Source organism: Microbulbifer sp. GL-2 (assembly GCF_007183175.1).
Classification (GTDB): domain Bacteria; phylum Pseudomonadota; class Gammaproteobacteria; order Pseudomonadales; family Cellvibrionaceae; genus Microbulbifer.
This window is the reverse complement of the sequence record NZ_AP019807.1, coordinates 739,419-752,553: the sequence shown is the minus strand read 5'-3', so window position 1 is coordinate 752,553 and position 13,135 is coordinate 739,419. Positions and strand designations below refer to the sequence as shown.

General features: G+C 50.7%; 12 protein-coding genes. 4 read left to right on the top strand and 8 right to left on the bottom strand.

The window, feature by feature from the left end; genetic code table 11:
• The first annotated feature begins 2 nt into the window (after positions 1-2).
• Both GL2_RS03395 and GL2_RS03390 read left to right on the top strand, forming a co-directional pair.
• Positions 3-1,067: a branched-chain amino acid aminotransferase gene (locus GL2_RS03395; RefSeq protein WP_143729308.1), complete on the top strand. Its 1,065-nt coding sequence runs from the start codon at positions 3-5 to the stop codon at positions 1,065-1,067.
• A gap of 371 nt (positions 1,068-1,438) precedes the next feature.
• Complete coding sequence (locus GL2_RS03390; protein WP_143729307.1) at positions 1,439-2,035, top strand: Yip1 family protein; 597 nt, start codon at positions 1,439-1,441, stop codon at positions 2,033-2,035.
• A gap of 615 nt (positions 2,036-2,650) precedes the next feature.
• Here the strand turns inward: GL2_RS03390 and GL2_RS03385 are convergent.
• The gene (locus GL2_RS03385; RefSeq protein WP_143729306.1) at positions 2,651-3,136 is read right to left on the bottom strand and encodes a hypothetical protein; all 486 of its coding nucleotides are present in this window, start codon (positions 3,134-3,136) and stop codon (positions 2,651-2,653) included.
• 235 nt (positions 3,137-3,371) lie between these two features.
• On the opposite strand from GL2_RS03385, the gene GL2_RS03380 reads away from it, so the two are divergent.
• A complete protein-coding gene (locus GL2_RS03380; RefSeq protein ID WP_143729305.1) occupies positions 3,372-4,682 on the top strand; it encodes a parallel beta-helix domain-containing protein in 1,311 nt (436 codons plus the stop codon).
• Entirely contained in the window at positions 4,675-5,829 is a 1,155-nt protein-coding gene (locus GL2_RS03375; RefSeq protein WP_143729304.1) for an SO2930 family diheme c-type cytochrome, read from the top strand. The genes GL2_RS03380 and GL2_RS03375 overlap by 8 nt, the downstream gene beginning before the upstream one ends.
• An 85-nt stretch (positions 5,830-5,914) precedes the next feature.
• Here GL2_RS03375 and GL2_RS03370 read toward each other — a convergent pair whose 3' ends face one another.
• The 7 genes from GL2_RS03370 to rsxA all read right to left on the bottom strand — a co-directional run bounded on the left by GL2_RS03370 (position 5,915) and on the right by rsxA (position 12,783).
• Positions 5,915-6,622, bottom strand: a complete 708-nt coding sequence (locus tag GL2_RS03370) for a TetR/AcrR family transcriptional regulator (protein ID WP_143729303.1) — start codon at positions 6,620-6,622, stop codon at positions 5,915-5,917.
• Positions 6,623-6,973: 351 nt separating this feature from the next.
• Positions 6,974-7,687, bottom strand: a complete 714-nt coding sequence (locus GL2_RS03365; RefSeq protein ID WP_143729302.1) for an electron transport complex subunit E — start codon at positions 7,685-7,687, stop codon at positions 6,974-6,976.
• Positions 7,687-8,391 carry an electron transport complex subunit RsxG gene (gene rsxG / locus GL2_RS03360; protein WP_143729301.1) on the bottom strand — a complete coding sequence of 235 codons (705 nt, stop codon included), beginning with the start codon at positions 8,389-8,391 and terminating at the stop codon, positions 7,687-7,689. The genes GL2_RS03365 and rsxG overlap by 1 nt, the downstream gene beginning before the upstream one ends.
• On the bottom strand, positions 8,391-9,443 hold the full coding sequence (locus GL2_RS03355) for an RnfABCDGE type electron transport complex subunit D (RefSeq protein ID WP_143729300.1): 1,053 nt from the start codon (positions 9,441-9,443) through the stop codon (positions 8,391-8,393). Before GL2_RS03355 ends, rsxG begins: the two co-directional genes overlap by 1 nt.
• Positions 9,443-11,470, bottom strand: a complete 2,028-nt coding sequence (gene rsxC, locus GL2_RS03350) for an electron transport complex subunit RsxC (RefSeq protein ID WP_370452162.1) — start codon at positions 11,468-11,470, stop codon at positions 9,443-9,445. Before rsxC ends, GL2_RS03355 begins: the two co-directional genes overlap by 1 nt.
• Positions 11,471-11,583: 113 nt before the next feature.
• On the bottom strand, positions 11,584-12,198 hold the full coding sequence (gene rsxB / locus GL2_RS03345; RefSeq protein ID WP_143729298.1) for an electron transport complex subunit RsxB: 615 nt from the start codon (positions 12,196-12,198) through the stop codon (positions 11,584-11,586).
• A gap of 9 nt (positions 12,199-12,207) precedes the next feature.
• Complete coding sequence (gene rsxA / locus GL2_RS03340; protein ID WP_143729297.1) at positions 12,208-12,783, bottom strand: electron transport complex subunit RsxA; 576 nt, start codon at positions 12,781-12,783, stop codon at positions 12,208-12,210.
• Positions 12,784-13,135 lie beyond the last annotated feature (352 nt).

Here is a 13,135-nt window from a genome sequence, read left to right as displayed (position 1 = left end):
TGGTGAGCATCTATATCGACCCTGACGTAGCTCTGAGCCTGCGTGGATATGAAATGCCTGAGAGGCTGGGTTTTGGGACGGCAATGGCGCCTGTGATGTTTCGTGCCGTCTGTCAGGATGGCTGCTGGAGTACTGGTGAGCTGATCCCCTATGCACCGCTGTCTGTCGACCCGGCTGCCAAGGTGCTGCATTATGCTCAGTCGTGCTTCGAGGGTATGAAGGCTTATCGAGCGTCACAGGGTATCGCCCTTTTCCGGCCGGAAAAGAATGCGCAGCGTATGGCTTATTCTGCCAAACGCCTGTGTATGCCCCCGGTACCCGAGTCCCTGTTCCTCGACGGTGTACGTACTGTTGCTGCTTACTGTGCGAACCTGGTGCCAGGAAATAGCGGTGAGTCTCTCTATCTGCGCCCCTTCCTGATGGGCACTCAGGCAGACTTGACGGTATCCGCCAGTACTTCTTATGAATTTTACGTTATCGCCAGCCCCTCAGAGGCTTACCACTCCGGTAACATGCGTCTTTGGGTGGAGCGGGAAGATGCCCGGGCCGCAGTTGGAGGTACAGGGGATGCCAAGGTGGGGGGCAATTACGCGAGTTCACTATTGAGTATTGGCCGCCTTAAAGAGCGTGGTTTTGATCAGTCCCTGTGGCTCAACCCCTCTGATCGCAGTAGCGTAGATGAACTGTCCGGCATGAATTTTTTTGCAGTGATTGATGGGGAACTGCACACTCCGGCGCTGAATGGCTCCATCCTCGAAGGGATTACCAGGTTCTCGCTGATCGAGCTGGCCAAGGATCTCGGGTACAGCGTGGTTGAAAGCGCGATCCATATTGATGAGCTGCTGGAGCAAGTAGTTTCCGGTACCTGTTCCGAGGCATTTGCCTGTGGTACAGCAGCGATAATTAGCCCTATTAGTTTGATTGGTGATGAAAGTGGCTCCTATGAGCTTTCCCTGGCGCCAGGCCGAGTGGCTCAGCACCTTCGCCTGGCACTCCTGGATATTCAGGAAGGGCGGGTGGCTGACCGTTTTGGCTGGATGCATAGCATTAAGCCTGTGAGTATCTGATGCTCTAATCTCTTCTTGGGTAGCTGGTTTTCTAACCGGTTACCCGCATCGGGACTGTGCCAGATTATTTTCTCACAGCTTCTTCTCTCTTCTATTTACTAGTGTCTTGATCTTACCGGGTTAATTTGTATCAATTCCGAGCGATTAAATGTTTCCACTAGAAACGCTCATGTGAGCATTTCCGCCAATTCACTTCATATTGTTGACTTGAACGACTTTAGATCCTACAACTAGGGCGATAAAAGAAGAAATGAACTGGAGCTTCGAGGGTGGCCTTTTAGTGGTACACCTCATTTTGACCAGCAGTTTCAAGATCAATTTGAGCAAGTAGGTCACACTCAGAGTTCCTTACAGAACGTGAGGAAAACGGAATGTTGATCCATATGTTCGGCCTTATGATACAGCCCCGCAGGCAGTGGGAACTGATCGGCAGCCTCCCCGAGAAGAAATTACGCAGTCAGCTACCCTATGTGATTATCTTGGCGTTGCTTCCGGCAGCGGCATGGTATTTTGGCACGACCCAGGTTGGCTGGAGTATTGGTGGTGGTGAACCTGTCAGAATTACCGGACAAAGTGCGCTGGAGTTAGTGGCAGTTTTCTACTGCACTATGGTGCTGACTGTTGTAGCAATTGGATATTTTATCCATTGGATGGCTAAGACCTATGGGGCTAAAACACACCCGTTGAAGGGGGTTGTTATTGCCGGCTTCACCGCCACACCAATATTCTTAGTGGGTGTTGCCGGTGTATATCCGCTATTGTGGCTGGATATTCTCCTGGCTACTGTTGCAGTTGCCTATGCAGTCTATTTACTATATTTGGGGATTCCCATCGTTATGGGAGTTTCTGAAGAACGTGGATTTCTTTTTGCCAGTGCCATTATCACTGTTTCTCTAGTAATGGCAGTGTTGATTATGGTTGGAACGGTATTGTTTTGGAGCTATGTTTCCGAACCAGTTTTTCACTAAATAGATAAATTCCCACTAAATAGCCAGTTTACAAGCAGTTGCCAAACTGGCTTTGTTTGGAAGTTAAATACGATATTTTTTATATTAAATTTCCTGTCTTCTTATTTTCTTTCCTTTCCTTCAATTAAGTTTTATGCCCCATCTGTATTCGCATTCGCGCTGGTGGTATAGCGTATAATAGTGGCGCCATAATATATGCATTATCATTTCACCTTGCTCAGCAATTTGCTCCTGGTAGTTATATTGCCAAGTAGGTTTTAATCTGTCCGTGTGTGGTTTTTATTTGAAAGGTGTTGGTGGGTTTTGTATTGAACTCGGTAAGCGTGTCTGGCGTTTCGATAAATGTTTCAGAAATGAAGGGTGTAGAAAAAAGCGTTGCCTCTATGTATGGATTTGTTAAAAAGTTTCTGAGACTTTATTTTGCTGCTGGATTCCTCCTTCTGCAAGATGAGGGTGTGTTATGAGAGGGGGAAAGTTATGGGGGTGGTCTGAAATATCACATTTTTTAAGTGTGGTGTATAAGTTTCTAAATGTGGGGGAGTGATGTATGAGAATCATAAAATTCATTCACGAGCCAGGAATTTTATATCGGATAAGTGGCAATGCCTATATGTATTATTGGGGAGTGTAATGGTATTTGACAGTATACCCATTGCTTAAGTTGATTTTTTCCTGTTTTTCAATATTTTTTATTAGTTTAATCTCCTCTATCGATCTAAAGATCTGGGTGGGTTCAGTGTCAACACATTGGATACCCATTGTTGCAATTGCCTGGTCTTTGCTTATTACTGAATACTCAATAACCTGTATGACTATGTGGTCCTTGCTGTTGTTAATCTTCAGGCCAGGCCCATTAGATAGCATCACCCTATACTTCACTGCCCCCCATGGACCACCACAACGAATGGCTTGATATCCTGTTGGAGATATTTTTTTAGATATTTGGTTGGACCTACCTTCTGCAAACTCTTCTCCCAAGATTTGCCCTGTTTTGAAGGTTAAGCCATTAGGAGTCACCACCTCTACATTGAGTGATTGTTCGGCAAAAGTGGCACCACTTAATAGGATTGTGGAGAGCAGGAGCAGCTTGGCAAATTGCATCTCTTTAGTTTCCCCTGAATCTATCGTGCCAACTATCAGTGACGCGGGAGTTGCTGATGTTAGCCCGTAGAATTTATCGATTCGTTAATAATAGTGTCTTGAAGCGGGAGTGTTGGTTGGATAGTATCGGTAGAGTTACGCAATAGAGTTTTTTGTGCAATCTAGTTGGTACAGTCGTACCCATTAAAGGCTGATTCCAATATCTATCAATAATAATTCAAATAAAAGGAAAACTATGAAAACTTTATCCTATGTGGGAGTAGCATTGGCGGTGATATTTGCTTCGGCATGCTCTCCCGGTGATAAATCGAGACAAATAAATGATCCTGACGTTAATGCCAATCCAGATTTTCAAAAACAACTGCTCAGGCAGCTGATTTCTGCCAAATCAGGCGATGTGGTATTGATTCCTGAAGGGGAGTTTAAAATTAACCGCAGTCTTTCTCTGAATGTAGATGGCGTCACTATTCGCGGTGCGGGTATGGATAAATCGATCTTGTCATTTAAAGGGCAGATTCAAGGGGCGGAGGGGTTGCTGGTCAATGCAAGTAATTTCACTATTGAAAATCTTGCTATTGAGGACACTATCGGTGACGCATTGAAAGTAAATGAAGGTGAGAATATTGTAATTCGCAATGTTCGTGTCGAGTGGACCAATGGGCCGGCTACAGGTAATGGGGCCTATGGTATTTATCCGGTACAGACAAAAAATACTTTGATAGAAGGCTCCGTCGCTATAGGTGCGTCTGACGCAGGGATCTATGTTGGGCAATCAAGAAATGTAATAGTGCGAAATAATCGCGCTGAATTTAATGTGGCTGGCATCGAGATAGAGAATACAATCGGCGCGGATGTGTACGGTAATGTGGCGACTAATAATACGGGTGGTGTCCTGGTTTTCAATATGCCGAATTTGCCCCAGCCCGGACATAGTACACGTATTTACAACAATAAAATCTTTAAAAATAACACTTCAAATTTTGGTCATGAAGGGACTCCAGTAGCTGCAGTTCCTGCAGGTTCAGGGGTCGTAATCAACTCAAACGATAATGTCGAGATATTTTCGAATGAAATAGCGGATAATGATACCGCCAATATAGTAGTTAGCAGCTATTTCACGGCAGGGTACTATAGCGATAAATCCACACAACAGGACTTCGATCCCTATCCAGAGGGTATCTATATTTATGACAATCATTTTATAGGTGGAGGGTCTTCGCCAGATCACTTGGAGCTTAAAGCATTAAAGCTGGCGCGCTTTGGTTTGGGGGGAAGTATTCCTGATGTACTTTGGGATGGCGTTGTGGACCAGAAAAAAGTAGTTGATGGAACCTTGCCAGATCATCTGAGGTTGTGTATCGACAATGCTGATGCTGGCATTCTTAATGTCGACTTTCTTAATGATTACCAGAATATTTCTACTGATATCTCTGCGCATCAATGCCAGCTAAAAAAATTGCCCCAGATTGTCCTGGAATTTGATCAGGAGATAGAGGAACAGAAGACAAATGACCACCTGGCAGTATTAGAGGGCGCAAATGAGTAGCTGGATACCCCAAGCAGGAGCCGCGGTACTGGTAGCGGGGATGATAATGTTTGCTGTAAGCGGTTGTGAAAAACCGCGATCACAGGTAGTCGTGTTTACTGAGGATGCTATCCCTGATCGACTTAGCGACTGGAATCTGGTGAATATTATCGACGGTACTCTGACCCCCAATTCTGGCGTAATACCCTACGATTTGAATACGAGCCTTTTTACCGACTATGCACATAAATTACGTACCGTATGGATGCCTGCGGGCACTTCGGCACAATATGCAAAAGAGCAGTTTGACTATCCCGTGGGTACGGTCTTAACCAAGACTTTTTACTATCCCAGGGGTGCGGCAGGCACAGTAATGAAGACAGATGACTTCACCAGTGATTATGCGGAGGGGCGTGCCGGTGAAGCCCTGGATATGCAGCGGGTTCGCCTGATGGAAACCCGTTTATTAGTCAGGCGCGAGGAGGGCTGGCAGGCAATACCGTATGTCTGGAATGAGGAGCAAACAGAGGCAGTTTTTGAAATTGCGGGCGACACCAGTCGCCTGAAACTAAAGGCTGAAACGGGAAGCATCTCAGAATTTACATATGTCGTACCGGATGCAAACCAGTGTGCTGGTTGCCATGCAGATAATTTTACCGGCAAGGAAATCTCGCCTCTGGGTCCCAGGGCAAGACACTTGAATCGAGATTATCCCTACCTCAGTGGTAGTGAAAACCAGCTGCAGCACTGGCAAAAGATAGGCTACCTTAGCGATGTTCCGAAAGGAGATGAATTGCCCAGCCTGGCTAGGTTTACCGATGAACGTTCAACCTTGGAAGCGCGAGCCAGGGCTTATCTGGATATCAACTGTGGCCACTGTCATAACCCCACTGGTGCGGCTGACACTTCTGGCCTGATGCTTAATTACAGCGAGACCGATTTACGTAAGTTGGGCTTGTGTAAACCGCCTGTGGCAGCGGGTACCGGTAGCGGTGAGCGTTTGTTTGCCATAGTGCCCGGTGAACCGGATCACTCAATTTTGAACTTCCGCATTGAGTCAATTGATCCCGGAGCAATGATGCCCGAGCTGGGTCGCAGTCTGGTTCATGAGGAGGGGGCTGAGCTACTCCGCCAGTGGGTGGCAACAATGCCGGGAACCTGTACATAGGATACCAACAGATCGGCTTAGGGCAGCAGACAGCAGATACAGTGCCTGGTGGCGCTGTATCCTGCTCCGAGCCCCTTTACTCGAGTCAGCCGTATGCCGCGGCCTCGGCAACAGGAGCGGCTGCGGGAATTAATCCACGTACCATCATGGTTACCGTGCGCTCTAGTAGAGGTGAATCAAGCGCAATGGTACCACTCAGAATTTCATACTCCAGCTTGAGAATCGTGCCGTGGGCGATTTGTGCTGCCGCCTCGGGATCCGTAAGACCCAGCAGGTGGAAGAACTCCTGAATCAGGGATTCCTGTGCATGGTTTGACATGCGTACTGCTCGCGTCAGTTGTTCATTGCGCAGAGCTTCATTGCGGAATGCCAATTCAATAAGGCGGCGATCCCTGTCTTCCGCCTGAGTGCGGACATGCGTGAGCACAAACCGGGTCAGTTGCTGAGCCAATAATTTGCGGCTGCTGTTTGAAGCGCGCTCTTGTGCTGAAAGATTACGGGCAGCGCTGAAACTTTCTTCTTGAAGTTGGCGCGTTTTCTCTAATCCCTGTTCAACAAAATATGTGAACGAGTCGCTGATCAGGTCGTTGAGGTCTTTAAAGTAATAGGTCGTGGCAGCCAGGGGCACATTTGCCTCACGGGCTACGGCGCGGTGACGAATTCCGCGAATACCTTCCTTTACGATCAGTCGCAGGGTGGCCTCAAGGATGGCCTTGCGGCGCAGGCGGCTGTCGGCGCGCTGAGCACGGCGGCCGTGGTAGACCAGATCAGACTTTCCATTGTCTACAGTCATAGCAGTATCCCTGTTCTTATTGCGTTGGCACCGATAGCACTCTCAAGCTGGTCGGTCGTGCCATTCTAGCCAAACGAATTCAAAAAGAGACAATAAAGCTATTACATTCGATTACACGGGGATTGCACCCTCAAAGGGCCTTATATGGCTGTTTTTTGGTAAAAGTGCTCAATTTTATGCATTTGGTGACAGGGGCTTATATATTAAACCCCAAAAGAAAAAAATGGCGCCAATTATGGATATTTTTTATTGGGATAAATGGAAATGTGCCTGATAAATAGTCGCCGGCAATCAAATGGTTTTCTCTAAACTAAAAGATTGCCATGAATTTTTTGTTTACCCGAGTAGTCTCTAAGAGATTTTTCCGGTAACTCGCACGCGTTTGGAGCCGGGAACAATTTTGATTTGCTGGCTGCGGCGACGTTCAATTCCTGAATCTATGGCATTTTTTGCTGCAATTAACAGGCCGGCGACCAGGAATGCACCGGGGGGAAGTACTGCAACCAGCACCCCAGGATAATTACTGCCCAGAACCGAGATACCCCAGTCTTTTGCCATGGGTCCAAGTAAAAGGTCCATATCTGAAAATAAGGTGCCTTGGCCTAGTACTTCCCGCACAGCACCAATAACAATCAATACAGCAGTAAAACCAACCCCCATCATAAATCCGTCCGCCAAGGAAGGCAGAACGGGATTTTTACTGGCGAAGGCATCGGCGCGCCCAAGGATGGCACAGTTGGTTACAATCAGGGGAATAAAAATACCGAGCACCAGATACAGCTCGTAGGTAAAGGCCTTCATTAGCAGTTCAACACAGGTAACAAAGGTGGCGATGATCATTACTGAGGCGGGTAATCGCACGGTATCCGGCATCTGCCTTCGCACGAGAGAAACCGCCAGATTTGAACAGGTGAGCACTCCGGTGGTGGCAAGGCCCAAACCGATAGCATTGACCACCGTACCTGTTACCGCCAGCAGGGGGCAAAGCCCCAATAGCTGCACCAACGCAGGGTTATTTTTCCACAGCCCGTTGTGGGTGATTTCTGCGTAACCGGGAGTCGCCATCAGTTCTGCTCCGCTTTTGGTAGAGTCTCATCAGATTTCTCTACCTCGGGGTTTTCCACTTCCACCGCGCGTTTGGAAACTGGCGCACTGAAAATTTTCTGGTGATTCTGCGCAACAAATTCCAGCACCTGATGCACTTCATTGACAACCGCGCGCGGTGTGATCGTAGCGCCGGTAAACTGATCAAACACGCCCCCATCCTTTTGTACCTTCCATTCATTTGATGGAGGATTCTTTAAAGACAGCCCGTCGAATTGCAGTATCCAGTCGCTCTTCTTTAGTTCAACTTTATCGCCGAGGCCGGGTGTCTCGCTGTGACCGGTAACCCGCACACCGGCAATGGTGCCGTCGCGGTTTACTCCGACCAGCATCTTAATGGGACCGGAATAACCGTCGGGAGCCACGGCAGGTATGATTACTGCAGAGATTTTTCCATCTTTTCCTCGTGCCAGGTTTATATCGCCACCCTGGGTGAGACCGAGCTGACTCCAAAAATTTTTGGGGATTGGATAGGTATCCACCAGCAAGTCGTTACTGTGTCGGTCCAGGGGGATAATTTCCAGCAGGGCCTTGGCCGAGGCAGCACGTATAGCGCGCTCGATAGGCTCGCGGGTGGTGATTTGGGTCACCGCCAAGGTGCCTGCGGTGACCAGGGCGAACAGTGTCAGAACAGTGGCGTTGGTCGCCATAGACTGTTTGAGCATCAGTGCTCCTCCAGGTCAGTGGCGCGGCGCGGCCGCTTATGTCCATAAGTGCGGGGTAGGGAGTAATTGTCGATGGTTGGAGCGGCAAAGTTCATCAGCAGCACTGCAAAAGCCACTGAGTCAGGATAACTGCCCCAAGCGCGAATAATATAAGTAAATAGCCCGACTCCCACACCGAAGATCAGTCGGCCCCTGTTACTGGTGCAGCCACTGACGGGGTCGGTAATAATGAAAAAGGCTGCAAACATAGTTGCGCCGGAAAACAAGTGCAGCAGTGGCGAGCCCTCGGAAAGTGAGCTTCCGCTGTCATAGAAGAACAGGGATAGCAGGGTCAGAGTGGCTAGCATCGCAAACGGTGCATGCCAGGTGATGATGCCGCGGAAGAGTAGGAATAACCCTCCAAGCAGGAAACCAAAGCTGATGGTTTCCCAGCCGGCCCCGGCAAAGGTGCCCTTATTGAAAACAGGCTCCATCTCGTACAGCTGCGATAACAGAACCGATTCGTTGAGGCGGACGATTTCCAGCGGCGTGGCCCGAGTAAAGCCATCCACGTTGTAGTTGCCGAAGACCAGGGAGAGGGCTTCGCTGATACTGGGCGCGCCGCCAATCACATCTGCTGCACCTATCCAACGGGTCATATCCACAGGGAAGCTGATGAGTAGTACCACATAGCCCACCATAGCGGGGTTGAACGGGTTGTAGCCCATACCGCCATATAAGTGCTTGGCCAACACTATAGCCACGGCGCTGCCAACTATCGGTAGCCACCAGGCACAATAGGGTGGGAGGGCGATCCCCAGTAGTAGTGCAGTGACAAAGGCACTGTAGTCGCGCAGGTAAAAGGCCACAGGCCGGTTGCGCAATTTCATCACTGCAGCTTCAAACAACATGGCGGTGATAACAGACAAGGCGATATTGATCAGAACCCCTATGCCAAAGTAAATCACCATTGCCAACACGCCTGGTGCAGTGGCGGCGGCCACTTGCAGCATGACCTTGGCGGTGTTATCTCCGGAGCGGGCGTGGGGGGAGGTGGCACGTATCAGTGACATTATTGCTCTCCCCCCTGTGCCGATTGTTGTTCACGCATCTTGTCTTCCAATTTTTTTTGCAGCTTCTCCAGGGCGGTTTCGAAGGCTTCCAGATTCGCATCGTTCTCATCGCGGGCTTTTAGCAAGCGCACCTCAGCTTTGGATACTCGCTTACGCAGAGCTTCGACATCTGCGGCGAGTTTATCCGCCCCGCTCATTTGCGCACGTGCTTCGGCGGCGGCGCGGGCTTTGCTGATTGCGCGAACAGCGGCACTGGCTTCCTCATTGCTGGGCTCTCGTACAGGATCACGATCGGCTCGACGCTTGGCCAGGGTGAGCTTGTGTTCGGCTTCCTGCAGTTTCAGTTCGGCCGCCTTGAGTTGAGCGGCGAGCTGGTCGCGCAGGCTATTATCAGCAGCGTCCAGCTTGCTGCGCAGGCGCTCCACGCGGCTTTCTGCACTGGAGAGGGTACGCTGGGCGCGGGCGAGTAATTGCTGGGGGTCTTCCTGGCGGGACTTGACCCGCGCCAAAGCGGCGGCGACAACATCCGCCTCCTGCTTGCCGGTTTTGGCCTCCTCGGAATCAGGATTCTGCTCGCGCTGCTGGCGTGCCAGCTCTGCGGCCTTGCGCCGGGCTTCGCGTTTGGCTTCCTTTTCCTTCTCTGCTTTTTCCAGGCGCAGCTTACGGAACTCAAACCGATCGCGGGCGCGATCGGATTTTTCTTTTTCAGCCTCTGCCTGGCGGATAGTGCCTTTGGCGGCGCGATAGTATTGCACCAACGGAATGGTACTGGGGCAAACGTAGGAGCAGGCACCGCACTCGATACAGTCAAACAGATTGTAAGCCTGTAATTTCTCTCGCTCATCAGCGCGTGCATACCAGTACAGCTGTTGCGGCAGCAGTGAGGCGGGGCAGGCCTCCGCACAGTAGCCACAACGGATACAGGCCTTGGCCACAGGCGCCGGGGGCAGCTCTTTTTTGGTGGGTACCAGCAAACAGTTGGTGGTCTTTACCACTGGTGCACTTTCATCGTCGATGGTGTAACCCATCATGGGGCCGCCGATAATCACCTTTTGCATCAGTCCGCGATGAATACCGTGATGCTTAAGGATATGGTGGATAGGTGTGCCAATTGGTACTTCAATATTACGTTGTCGTTCCAGGGCTTGCCCCACTACGGTGGTTACCCGGCTGATTAAAGGCTCTCCGTAATGTATGGCGCGGTATACGGCTCTGGCGGTGCCCACGTTCTGACAGACAATGCCGATATTGGCCGGCAGACCCTGATTGGGTACTTCACGGCCGGTGAGAATCTGGATCAGCTGTTTTTCACCGCCGGAAGGGTACTTGGTGGGAAATACAACAATATTGAAGTGCGTACCTTTGGCTGCCTCGCGCATGGCGGCAATCGCCTGCGGTTTGTTATCTTCAATCCCGATCAATACCCGCTCGGGTTCGTCGAGAATATAGGAGAGGATACTGACTCCGGCGATAATTTCCTCGGCGCGTTCGCGCATGAGCATATCGTCGGCAGTAATGTAGGGTTCACACTCAGTACCATTGATAATTAACGTATCAATTTCCGCACCACCGTGAGGGTCAAGCTTTACTGCTGTGGGAAAGCCGGCCCCTCCCATCCCGGCAATGCCGCTGTCCCGGATTTTCTCCAGCAACTCTACTCGGTTGAGCTGGGTATAATCATCACAGGGCTCCAGTTCACACCACTGTGCCTTTCCATCGGTGCGAATAACAATGCAGTCCTCCACCAGTCCCGATGGATGCGGGACGGCACAGGGCTCTATGGCAACTACTTTGCCAGAACTGGGAGCGTGTATCGGGCAGCTGATCAGGCCATCTGCCTCGGCAATTTTCTGGCCCTTCAGCACATCGTCACCGAGCTTGACTAGTGGCAGGGCTGTCGCGCCCGTGTGTTGCAGCAAGGATACAATCAGGTCTTCGGCCAGGGGAATACTGCCGATGGGTTCGCCGGTGCTCTGCTGTTTATTTTCTGGTGGATGCACCCCACCATGAAAATCATTGGGGCGCAGTTCTCGAGCCTTTTCACTGGCGATTAGCTGGGCCTCACGCGCGGCGCGGCGATCTTCTACGGCTTCGCGCTGCAGGGATTTTTCCAATTGTCTCTGGATTTCTTTCTCGGGGCTCAAACTGCACCTCCCCCGGTTTCTGCCTGTGTGCCACGACGGTCAGAGGCAATTAACTGGATACCGTCTTCAGGTTTCCGCGGGTGCCAGCCTTGAACTGGCATATCCACAGGTACCATATCAATACAATCCACCGGGCAGGGTTCCACACACAAGTCACAGCCGGTGCACTCATCGGAAATGACGGTATGCATATATTTAGCTGCGCCAGCGATAGCGTCCACCGGGCAGGCCTGTATGCATTTGGTACAGCCAATACATTCAGCCTCGCGGATAAAGGCGACTTTTTTAACTTCCTCTACACCGTGTTCGGCGTCCAGCGGCATGGGCTCCATATCCAGCAGGTTGGCCAGCTCATTGATTGTGCCCTGACCACCAGGCGGGCACTTGTTGATGGCATCACCATGCACAATGGCTTCCGCATAAGGCCTGCAGCCGGGGTAGCCGCACTGGCCACATTGGGTCTGAGGAAGCAGGGCATCCACCTGCTCCACCAGAGGGTCGCCCTCGACTTTAAACCGCACGGCGGCAAATCCAAGCAGGGCGCCAAACGTCAGTGCCATACCGCCGAGTACCAGAAGTGGGGAAGAGATTTCAGATATCCAGTCCAGCATCGTGTAACCCTATACCAGACCACTAAAGCCCATAAATGCCAGAGACATCAGCCCGGCAGTTACCATACCGATAGCCGCGCCGCGAAAAGGCTGGGGTACATCCGCAGCAAACAGCCGTTCGCGCATGGAGGAAAACAGAATCAATACCAGGGAGAAGCCCACGGCAGCGCCGAAGCCGTAAAGGGTGGACTGCATAAAAGTGTGAGCTTTCATAGTGTTTTGCAGGGCTACTCCGAGTACTGCACAATTAGTGGTAATCAGTGGCAGGAAAACCCCGAGCACTTTGTACATCAAGGGGCTGGTTTTCTCGATAAACATGCGTGCAAATTGCACTACTACCGCAATTACCAGAATAAAAGAAATAGTGCGCAGATACTCGATGCCGAATGGTTCGAGCAAATACGTGTTCACCAAGTAGGAACAGATTGATGCCAGAGTGAGCACAAAAGTGGTTGCGCCGGCCATACCGACGGCTGTCTCCAGTTTGTTGGAGACGCCCATAAAGGGACACAGGCCAAGAAACTGCACCAACACATAATTGTTGACCAGGATGGTGCTGAGCAGGATGACTGCGAAATCGGTCATAACAGGTCCGGTTGAAGCCCTGGGGCGAAATGGCGCGAGTGATATGGCGGAGCCCTCATTCCCGGTGCTGTTAGGTTCCGGGCATACGACTTCCGTCGAATGTCGCGCAGGGCCGGTATTATGGGTGAGTCGCAAGGGGCCTTCAACTCGGTGAAGGTATCTTCTGGCAGGCGAAGGACCCCAGCTTCCAGCCCAATAATATGACTAGAGATCCGCTAGTCAGGAGCAGGCCAATTTGAACCACTTTAAATGATCGCTTCTGATTGCAAAGCTTAGGCTTGAATGGGGGGGTGGCGCCCCATCTCTGTCAATGGCCTGTGGCACATTTGTTAATGTCCACAACCTTGGTAGG

Bases quoted from the DNA above. Each gene is read 5' to 3' on its own strand.
- GL2_RS03370 (WP_143729303.1), bottom strand. From the start codon at position 6,622: ATGACTGTAGACAATGGAAAGTCTGATCTGGTCTACCACGGCCGCCGT.
- GL2_RS03355 (WP_143729300.1), bottom strand. From the start codon at position 9,443: ATGTCACTGATACGTGCCACCTCCCCCCACGCCCGCTCCGGAGATAAC.
- rsxG (WP_143729301.1), bottom strand. From the start codon at position 8,391: ATGCTCAAACAGTCTATGGCGACCAACGCCACTGTTCTGACACTGTTC.
- rsxA (WP_143729297.1), bottom strand. From the start codon at position 12,783: ATGACCGATTTCGCAGTCATCCTGCTCAGCACCATCCTGGTCAACAAT.
- GL2_RS03375 (WP_143729304.1), top strand. From the start codon at position 4,675: ATGAGTAGCTGGATACCCCAAGCAGGAGCCGCGGTACTGGTAGCGGGG.
- GL2_RS03390 (WP_143729307.1), top strand. From the start codon at position 1,439: ATGTTGATCCATATGTTCGGCCTTATGATACAGCCCCGCAGGCAGTGG.
- GL2_RS03385 (WP_143729306.1), bottom strand. From the start codon at position 3,136: ATGCAATTTGCCAAGCTGCTCCTGCTCTCCACAATCCTATTAAGTGGT.
- GL2_RS03380 (WP_143729305.1), top strand. From the start codon at position 3,372: ATGAAAACTTTATCCTATGTGGGAGTAGCATTGGCGGTGATATTTGCT.
- GL2_RS03365 (WP_143729302.1), bottom strand. From the start codon at position 7,687: ATGGCGACTCCCGGTTACGCAGAAATCACCCACAACGGGCTGTGGAAA.
- rsxB (WP_143729298.1), bottom strand. From the start codon at position 12,198: ATGCTGGACTGGATATCTGAAATCTCTTCCCCACTTCTGGTACTCGGC.